This window comes from Microbacterium sp. P2_F9 (genome assembly GCF_056403635.1).
This window is the reverse complement of record NZ_JBFUFC010000170.1, coordinates 1-8514: the sequence shown is the minus strand read 5'-3', so window position 1 is coordinate 8514 and position 8514 is coordinate 1. Positions and strand designations below refer to the sequence as shown.

The window sequence follows — 8514 nt, the reverse complement described above, 5'->3', positions numbered from 1 at the left end:
CGCTACGTCCGGCTCGGGTGGTGGGACGACGCACTCGATGTGATCCAGCGAACGGTCGCGGTTGCGCTGCTCCCGGGCACGCGGCTGCAGGACATCGCCAATGAGGTCGACCTGCTTTCGCTCCGCGGCAGGTTCGAGGACGCCATTCGAGTCGGACGCACGGGAATGATCGAGAGTGCAGCGGTCGGCCTGGACCGCGGTGCCGGGGCCTTCATCGCAGCGAACCTGGCAGATGCGCTCGTTTTCGCGGGCCACCTCGATGAGGGGCTCACCCACGCGGTGCGCGCAATCGAATTGCTGTCGGATTCCGCGGCCTGGCGCTCCTTCGCGTTCCGGATCCGGGCGTTGGGGGAGCTCTGGGACGACCGGGAGTCTTCCGATGCCAGCGCCTTCCGCCTGGATCCGCGGACCATCGCCTTCATCGCCGAGGACGACGACGAGCAGCTCGGGTGGGCACACATAGAAATAGATGCAGCGATGGCGGGTTTCACCGAGACCGACTCGACGGCCGACCGGGAGCGGTTCCTCGTGCGAGCGCTGGACGCTGCCGCGATCCTCGAAACCCCCTTCGCTCTGGACGCGCCCGGTCTCCGCGCGAGGCTGCTTCCGTCGGTTGCCTGGACGCTGCGGAAGGCTCTCGACGCCGGCGTCCAACCGGCATCGACCGCACTGCTCACGCCCCGCCTCGATGACGCGGTCGATGCGCTGGGAGAGGACGGCCCTGACGTGGCGCTGCGCGCCCTCGTCGCCGCCGAGCGGGCAGAGAGCGAGGCGACCGAGGCATGGCGGCACGCCGTCGCGCAGACCGACGAGGGTCTCGTCCCGTGCCGACTGCGCCACTACGCGCGGTATCGACTGGCGCAGTCGCTCATCGACGACGGCGCGCGCGCGGAGGCGGCACTATTGCTCACCGCGGTTGCCGCGGAGGCCCCCGGCGACGGGGTGCGGCTCGTGGCGCGGTGGGCGCGCGAACTCGCGGCGCGCGCCGGAATCGTGATCAAGACCCCGGATGCCGCGGCGCAGGGTGGCCGGAACGGCGGGGCCGCGGCATCCGGAGTCTCCTCACTCACGCCCCGCGAACGGCAGGTGCTCGCCCTGGTCGCCGAGGGCCTGACCAACCCACAGATCGGGCAGCGGCTGTTCATCTCGCCCAAGACCGCGTCAGTGCATGTGTCCGCGATTCTCGTCAAGATCGGAGCGGCGAACCGCACCGAGGCGGCGGCGCTCTACGCGAGCGACGAGACGTCTTAGTCGCGTCTCGGGGCAGATCTAGGGCACTCGTGGGCGCAGGCCTAGGCATCCGCCCGATGAGCGGCACCGCCCTTACCGAGGAATGTCATTCCTGTCAGCAGAAAGCCCGGTCCACCCGGACCGCCCAGACAGGAGACCGAAATGAACGCCAGCACCCACGCCGCCCACATCCTCGACAGCCGCCGCGCTACGCAGCTCGACCGTGAGAACGAGCTTCTCCGCCGCCACGCAGAGCGGCTCGCCGCTTCGAATCCGCAACCCGCCTCGACCGGCGTCGCCGCCGCCCCTGAGTCGAACCAGCGCCGCAATGGCCTCGGCCCGGTGGCCGAGTGGTTCGCCAAGTCCCTCGGCTCAGCCGGCCACAGAACCGCCCACTGAATCAGGCCACCGGGATGAGGAAGGCGATCAGCGCGACGACCGCCGCGATCGCGAACGACAGTCCCGTGATCAGGAGCGCCTTGCGCTGATCCTTGCGACGGAACTCGGCTTCGTACACGGTCTCCTCGTGGCCGAGCTCCCCGAAGTTGAACAGCCCCTGCGAGGCGAACCCGACGCAGAAGTGGAACGCCGCCTGAAGGAAGCCCACCGCCGACAAGAACACCGGCACAGCGACGAGCAGCCGCCAGGCGGGGGACCACCCGAGGAGGAAGGCAACAGCCAGGAACAGCACCGAGACCACCAATCCGAGGTAGCCGGACTTGCGCCGCCGGCGGATCTCGGCCGGACCGATGTTGCACACCCCGGGCTGGTACACGGTTCCCTGCGTCATGAGTGAAGTATCCACCACCTACGAGAGCACGTCCTTCGTGCGGAAGCGAGCGATCGCCGCAGCGCCGAAGACGACGATGTAGGCGCCCTGCAGCAGCGCGTTCTGTGCGAACGAGTCCCAGACGATCGGCGAGCGCAGCAGGTCGCCGAAGTCGAGCCACCGATCGGTGAACAGCCACGGGTGCAGGGCCTCCAGCTGCGGGATCGCCCCGACGATCTGGGCGGCGACCGCCAGGATCGCCGTCGCCGCCATCGCGCCGATCGGCACCGTCGTGAGCGTCGAGAGGAACAGTCCGATCGCCGACAGGCCGAAGAGCGACACCGACACATAGGCCCCGACGGCGAGCAGCCGCAGCAGCCCCTCACCGACCGACACCTGCACACCCGAGAGCAGCGTGACCGGGCCGACGGGGAAGAGGATCCACCCGACGAGCGTGCCGACGACGACCACGGTGACGGTGGCGGCGACGCAGAAGGCCACAGCGGAGAGGTACTTCACCAGCAGCAGCCGCACCCGACCGGCGGGGGCGATCAGCAGGTAGCGGAGCGTGCCGTGGCTGGCCTCGCCGGCGATCGCATCACCGGCGGCGACGCTGACGGTGAGCGGCAGGAAGAGCGGGATGGCGACGGTCAGCGCCGCGAGAGCGACGAAGAGCCCGTTGTCGGTGATCTGATCGAGAAAGGCAGGACCCCTGCCGGGACGGGACCCGCCGACGATCCGGACCGCGATGCCGAGCAGGATCGGGATGAGCGCGAGCGCAGCCAGCATCGCCCACGTGCGCCACCGCCGGAACTGGGTGGCCAGCTCATTGCCGAGCAGCTGGAGGGTGCCCGATCCGGCGCGGGCGGCCGGCGCCGCGACCTCAGCCGACGACATCGAAGCCCTCACCGGTCAGCTCGACGAAACGCTGCTCGAGGCTTTCGCCGACGACCTCGAACCCGCGTACGCGCACACCGGCAGCCACCAGCGCCGCGACGATCGTCTCGGGCTGGGCGCTGTCGGGCATCACCCCGGTGAGCAGATCAAGATCGGATGCCGCGTCCCGCACGTCGACCTCGACCCCCCGCGACGCGAGCACCGCGCGGGCGGCCTCGAGGTCGGGGGTGCGGAGCTCCACGCGCGCTCGTGCCCCCGCCCGACGGAAGTCCGCGAGAGTCCCCTGTGCCACCAGCGCGCCACCGCTCATCACTCCGACGTGGGTGCACAGCTGCTCGACCTCGGCGAGCAGGTGGCTCGAGACGAATACCGTCGTGCCGTCGGCGGCGAAGGAGCGGATGAGGGAGCGCACTTCCCGTGTGCCCTGCGGGTCGAGCCCGTTGGTGGGTTCATCGAGGATGAGCAGCTCTCGCGGCATCAGCAGCGCGTTCGCGAGACCGAGTCGCTGCTTCATGCCGAGCGAGTAGGCGTGGGCCTTCTTCCTCGCCGCATGCGTGAGGCCCACCCGCTCCAGCGCCCCGGCGACACGCGCCTTCCGCGTCCGTCCCGAAGAGTGCCGGTCGGCCGCGTCGAACCGATGCAGGTTCTGCTCCCCGGTGAGGAACGGTGAGAACGCCGGACCTTCCACGAGCGCGCCCACGCGCGGCAGAACCATGTCCAGCGACCGTGGCATCGGCGCGCCGAGCACCCGCGCCTCGCCGTCGGTCGCGTTCAGCAGCCCCAGCAGCATCCGAATCGTGGTCGTCTTGCCCGACCCGTTCGGCCCGAGAAAGCCGTACACCGCACCGCGCGGCACCGCGAGGTCGACCGCATCGACGGCGGTCTGCGCACCGAAGCGCTTGGTGAGACCGGTCGTCTCGATCGCAAGCTCTGCGCCTGCAGTCGGGCGCACGGGAGTCGGCCCCGTCACCGCGGATCCGTCACCGGCGTGCCGTCAGCGACCGGTCTGAGCGGCTTCGACCAGGCGGGATGCCGGCACCGAGCCCGCCAGCACACGACCGTCGTCGGTGATCAGCACACTGACGAGCGCCGTCTGCAGCACCCTGCCGCCGTCGACGGCGGTGGTGACGCTCTCGAGCATCGCGCGCTGCTCGGGGTCGAGCTCCGTGAAGCCGCTCTGCTCTCCCGCGCCGGACGTGTCAGGCAGTTCGACCACCGCAGACCAGCCCGCTCCGAAGACCGTCGGGGCCGCGGCATCCGTCTTCGTCCCGTGGTGATCCGGCGGCGTGACGTCCTTCTCGGTGACAGTGATGTCGGCGCCGGGTTCGAATGCGAAGACCGCGGGGTCGGGCGCCGAGAAGTCGACCTGCGTGAACGCGATCTCGAAGGCGGGTTCGTTCGCGCCGCGAGGGGTGACGGATGCGGCGAGCGCGACGCCGTTCTCACCGTCGATGGCGAAGCGCACTTCGCCGATCAGCGTGTCGGCGGTGCGCGGCACCAGGATCAGCTCGTACACGTCGCGGCCGGCGACGCGCGAGTCAGTGCCGACCGTCACGTCGGTGGTCTCGTCGAGTCGGGTGAGAGCATCGTCGAGCATCGCGTCGGGGGTGGGCAGAGTCTCGTCCGCGTCAGGAGCGTCCGACCCCTTGGGGGCGTCGGCGGGGAGGTTCAGCTTCGTGGCCGTCTGCGTCTCGCTGTCGACGTACCAGGTCTCGCCTGCCGCTCCGTCGACGTAGACGTTGCGCTCTCCGAGCCGATCGAGCACCTGCAGGCGGGCGCTCTCACCGTCGAGGTAGACCTTCGCCGTGTGCGAGCCGGTGACGAGCGCGATCAGGTCATCGATGTCGGCCGCCGACGACTCGTCGTCCGAGGCGCCTTCGGACCCGCCCATGGACCCGGTCAGGGCCCCCRGGTCCGGAAGTCCCAACTCCGAGGTCTGCTCGATCGTGCCGCTGAGCGCATCGACCTCGCTCGCGCCGGCGAACTCGACCAGCTCCTGGACGGTCTTGTCGGGCAGGTCTACGGCCCCGCTCGCCGCCATCGGCACGAGGATCGCAGCGCCGGCCACGAGTGACACGACGATCGCCGAGGTCCACAGCACAGGGCGACGGTCGAGCACACGACGGGAACGGCTCACTCGACCAGGCTACGCCGGTCGCCGCGTCCCGTCTCCGGTCACGGCCAACGCTCAGGGTGCTGCGCGAGGGCTCATGTCGGCGGTGCGTGGGACGATCCGCAGGACGGTGGATCGGTGGGGGCGGGATGCGGGACGAGGCGACGGTGCTGCACGCCGATCTCGACGCCTTCTACGCCTCGGTCGAGCAGCGGGATGCGCCCGCGCTGCGCGGCCGCCCGGTCATCGTCGGCGGGGGCGTGGTGCTCGCGGCGAGCTACGAGGCGAAGGCCCGTGGGGTGCGCACCGCGATGGGCGGCCGGCAGGCGCGCGAGGTGTGCCCGGATGCGGTGGTCGTCCCGCCGCGGATGGACGCGTACTCCGCAGCCAGCAAGGACGTGTTCGCGATCTTCCGCGATACGACGCCGCTCGTGGAGGGGATCTCCATCGATGAGGCGTTTCTGGAGGTCGGTGGTCTCCGGCGGATCGCCGGCACACCGGAGCAGATCGCCGTGCGGCTGCGTGAGCGGGTTCGTGCGGAGGTCGGCCTCGCGATCTCGGTGGGGGTCGCGCGCACCAAGTACCTCGCCAAGGTCGCCAGCGCGGTCAGCAAGCCCGACGGGCTGCTGGTGGTCGAGCCCGACCGGGAGGAGGCGTTCCTGCTCCCGCTGCCGGTCGAACGGCTGTGGGGCGTCGGTGCGGTGACAGCTGAGAAGCTGCACCGGCTCGGCATCACCACCGTCGGGCAGCTGGCCGAGCTCGAGGAAGCGACCGCCGAGCGACTGCTCGGCAAGGCGACGGGTGCGCACCTGCACGCGCTCGCGCGGCTGCGAGACCCGCGCCCGGTCGACACCACACGGCGACGCGGCTCCATCGGCTCGCAGCGCGCGCTCGGCAGCCGCCCACGCACGGCGGCCGAACTCGACGTCATCCTCACTCAGATCGTCGATCGGCTCGCCCGTCGGCTGCGCGATCGGGACCGTACGTGCCGCTCGGTCGTCCTGCGCCTCCGTTACKGCGACTTCGCCAAAGCCACCCGGTCCCGCACCATGCGCTTCCCGACCGACCGCACTACGGTGCTGCTCGCCGTCGCGCAAGGGCTGCTCGCCGCCGCGCTGCCGGAGATCGAGGACCGCGGCATCACCCTCATCGGCGTCTCGCTGTCGCAGCTGGGCCACGTCGAAGACCTCCAGCCGGAGCTGCCGATCGACTGGGAGGACGGGGCGCGTCTGGACACGGTGCTCGACGCCGTGCGCGATCGCTTCGGCACGGCCTCGGTCGCCCGGGCGGCGCAGCTCGGTCGCGATCCGGGCTGGTCGACGCCGCTGCTGCCGGAGCACGAGTGAGCGAGTATGCGGGGCGGTCGCCGGGATGACGATCCGCATCGGAACGTCCGGCTGGAGCTACGCGCATTGGGATGGTGTGCTGTACCCCCCGGGGCTTCCCGCCGCCGACCGCCTCGGGGCGTATGTGAGGGAGTTCGACACGGTCGAGCTGAACGCGAGCTTCTACCGTTGGCCGCCGGCGAGCCGGTTTCGCAGCTGGCACCAGCGCACGCCCGATGGTTTCGCGATGTCGGCGAAGGCACCGCGAGGTCTGACTCACGCCAAGCGGCTCTATGCGCCCGAGGTGTGGGTCGAGCGAGTCAGGGAGGGATGGCACGCACTCGCTGACACGAGGGCGGTCCTGCTGGTGCAGCTGCCCCCGACGTTCCAGCGCGACGATGCGCGGCTGGCCTACTTCCTCGACCTGGTCCCGGAGTGGATCCGCGTCAGCGTCGAGCTGCGGCATCCGTCCTGGTACGACGAGGACGTGTTCCGCCTTCTCGAACGGCACCGCGCTGCGTACTGCATCATGAGTGGCGCAGGGCTGCCGTGCGTCCTGCGCGCGACCTCGGACATCGTCTATGTACGCATCCACGGTCCGAGCCGCGAGCACCTGTATGGCGGTTCGTATTCCGACGATGACCTGCGTTGGTGGGCCGATCGGATCCGCGAATGGGCGGATGCCGGCCGCGACGTCTTCGCCTACTTCAACAACGACGGCGACGGAAACGCGGTCCGCAACGCGCGGTCGCTGAAGCTCTTCCTCGGGCTCTGATGCGAGACGCACTCATTCGCGGTGGTCCGCGGGCGCGGCCGGCGGCTGGTAGTCGTGCTGCTCGCGGATGCGGCGGCCCTCCGCGACATCCTTCTCCTCCTTCTCCGCGGTCTTCTCGCTCTTGCGGGTGTCACGCGGCGGCAGCTGGATGTTCTCCTCGGCGGCGATCCCGGCCTGCAGCTCCCGGCCCCGCTCCAGCTCGGCGTCGAACTCGGCCCCGAACAGCAGGGCGAGGTTCGCGATCCACAGCCACAGCAGGAAGACGACGATGCCGGCGAGCGAGCCGTAGGTCTTGTCGTAGTTGGAGAAGTTGGCGACGTAGAGGCCGAAGGCCAGCGTCGCGACCGCCAGCACCACGATCGCGAGCAGCGCCCCGATGCTGATCCAGCGGAACTTCGGCTGCTTCGCGTTCGGGGTCGCGTAATAGAGGATCGCGATGATCAGGACCACGATGAACGCGAGGACCGGCCATTTCACGATCGACCAGGTGAGCTTCGCCACCTCCCCCACCCCGAGCGCGTTCCCGACTGCCTCGGTGACCTGGCCGGACACCACGAGGATGATCGCCGCGGCGGCGACGAGGACGATGGTGATCACGGTGACGAGAAGCTGGACGGGCTTGAGCTTCCAGAACGGGCGTCCTTCGTCGATCTCGTAGAGGCGATTCATCGCCCGGGTGAACGCACCGACGTATCCCGAGGCCGCCCAGATCGCCAGGACGATGCCGGCGATCAGGGCAAACCCCGCGGCCGGCGAACTCGCCATCTGCTCGATCGGTCCGCGGATCGCATCCGCGGTATCGCCCGGGGCGACCTGGTCGATGATCTCGAGGATGGCCGCGCTGGCTGCCTCGCCCTGGCCGACGATGCCCAGCAGCGAGAAGATCGCGATCAGCCCGGGAAAGATCGAGAGCACCGCGTAGTAGGTCAGCGCTGCGGCGATGTCGGTGCATTGGTCGGACGAGAACTCGCGGACCGTCTTGCCGAGAACGTACTTCCACGACCGCTTCTCCAGGTCGGTCGGCGATTCTGGCTTGCGCGGGTCGTCGGGCGCCACGACGTCGGGCGCGTCGGCGCTGGTGGTGGGGGGATGAGCCTTCATCCGTATTTCCTACGCCCGCGGACGGTGTTCCAGACCACCCTTGCCAAGGGCTCCGAAATGTGCGGTCAGTGCCCGGAACCGGGGGTCGACAGCACTTCGCCCAGGGCAAGACTCAGTTCCGGAGCGAGGTCGCCGGCGAGGAACCCGATGCCGATGCGGGCGGTCAGCCGATCCCCCGCGCGTGCATGTGTCCAGCTCCCCCAGACCGCGGCCCGGTCGAGGTCGACGCCGCGTGCCGCGAAGCCGGCGATCGCACCCGCCAGCACATCGCCGCTGCCCGACGTGCCGAGCGCGGGGCCCCCTT

General features: G+C 70.0%; 10 protein-coding genes. 4 read left to right on the top strand and 6 right to left on the bottom strand.

What is annotated here, in order from left to right; translation table 11 throughout:
- Together AC1DVT_RS15415 and AC1DVT_RS15410 are read left to right on the top strand one after the other, a co-directional pair.
- Positions 1-1251, top strand: a 1251-nt coding sequence (locus AC1DVT_RS15415; RefSeq protein ID WP_477389894.1) for a helix-turn-helix transcriptional regulator, incomplete at its 5' end; no start/stop codon positions are given.
- Between the two features lie 141 nt (positions 1252-1392).
- The gene (locus tag AC1DVT_RS15410) at positions 1393-1629 is read left to right on the top strand and encodes a hypothetical protein (RefSeq protein ID WP_477389893.1); all 237 of its coding nucleotides are present in this window, start codon (positions 1393-1395) and stop codon (positions 1627-1629) included.
- A 1-nt stretch (position 1630) separates the two neighbouring features.
- Here AC1DVT_RS15410 and AC1DVT_RS15405 read toward each other — a convergent pair whose 3' ends face one another.
- From AC1DVT_RS15405 to AC1DVT_RS15390, 4 genes are read right to left on the bottom strand one after another with little or no spacing between them, the layout of a single operon-like run.
- Positions 1631-2020: a hypothetical protein gene (locus tag AC1DVT_RS15405; protein WP_477389892.1), complete on the bottom strand. Its 390-nt coding sequence runs from the start codon at positions 2018-2020 to the stop codon at positions 1631-1633.
- Between the two features lie 18 nt (positions 2021-2038).
- Complete coding sequence (locus AC1DVT_RS15400) at positions 2039-2896, bottom strand: ABC transporter permease (protein WP_477389891.1); 858 nt, start codon at positions 2894-2896, stop codon at positions 2039-2041.
- Positions 2883-3866 carry an ABC transporter ATP-binding protein gene (locus AC1DVT_RS15395; RefSeq protein WP_477389890.1) on the bottom strand — a complete coding sequence of 328 codons (984 nt, stop codon included), beginning with the start codon at positions 3864-3866 and terminating at the stop codon, positions 2883-2885. Before AC1DVT_RS15395 ends, AC1DVT_RS15400 begins: the two co-directional genes overlap by 14 nt.
- Before the next feature lie 24 nt (positions 3867-3890).
- Complete coding sequence (locus AC1DVT_RS15390) at positions 3891-5033, bottom strand: LolA family protein (RefSeq protein WP_477389889.1); 1143 nt, start codon at positions 5031-5033, stop codon at positions 3891-3893.
- A 125-nt stretch (positions 5034-5158) separates the two neighbouring features.
- Between AC1DVT_RS15390 and dinB the strand changes: the two genes are divergently transcribed.
- Both dinB and AC1DVT_RS15380 read left to right on the top strand, forming a co-directional pair.
- Positions 5159-6355, top strand: a complete 1197-nt coding sequence (dinB, locus tag AC1DVT_RS15385) for a DNA polymerase IV (RefSeq protein ID WP_477389888.1) — start codon at positions 5159-5161, stop codon at positions 6353-6355.
- A gap of 25 nt (positions 6356-6380) precedes the next feature.
- Entirely contained in the window at positions 6381-7109 is a 729-nt protein-coding gene (locus AC1DVT_RS15380) for a DUF72 domain-containing protein (RefSeq protein ID WP_477389887.1), read from the top strand.
- Positions 7110-7121: 12 nt separating this feature from the next.
- Here the strand turns inward: AC1DVT_RS15380 and AC1DVT_RS15375 are convergent, their stop codons facing one another.
- Positions 7122-8210 carry a YihY/virulence factor BrkB family protein gene (locus tag AC1DVT_RS15375; protein WP_477389886.1) on the bottom strand — a complete coding sequence of 363 codons (1089 nt, stop codon included), beginning with the start codon at positions 8208-8210 and terminating at the stop codon, positions 7122-7124.
- Between the two features lie 65 nt (positions 8211-8275).
- The coding region (locus tag AC1DVT_RS15370) for an NAD(P)H-hydrate dehydratase (RefSeq protein WP_477389885.1) at positions 8276-8514 on the bottom strand (239 nt) is incomplete at its 5' end.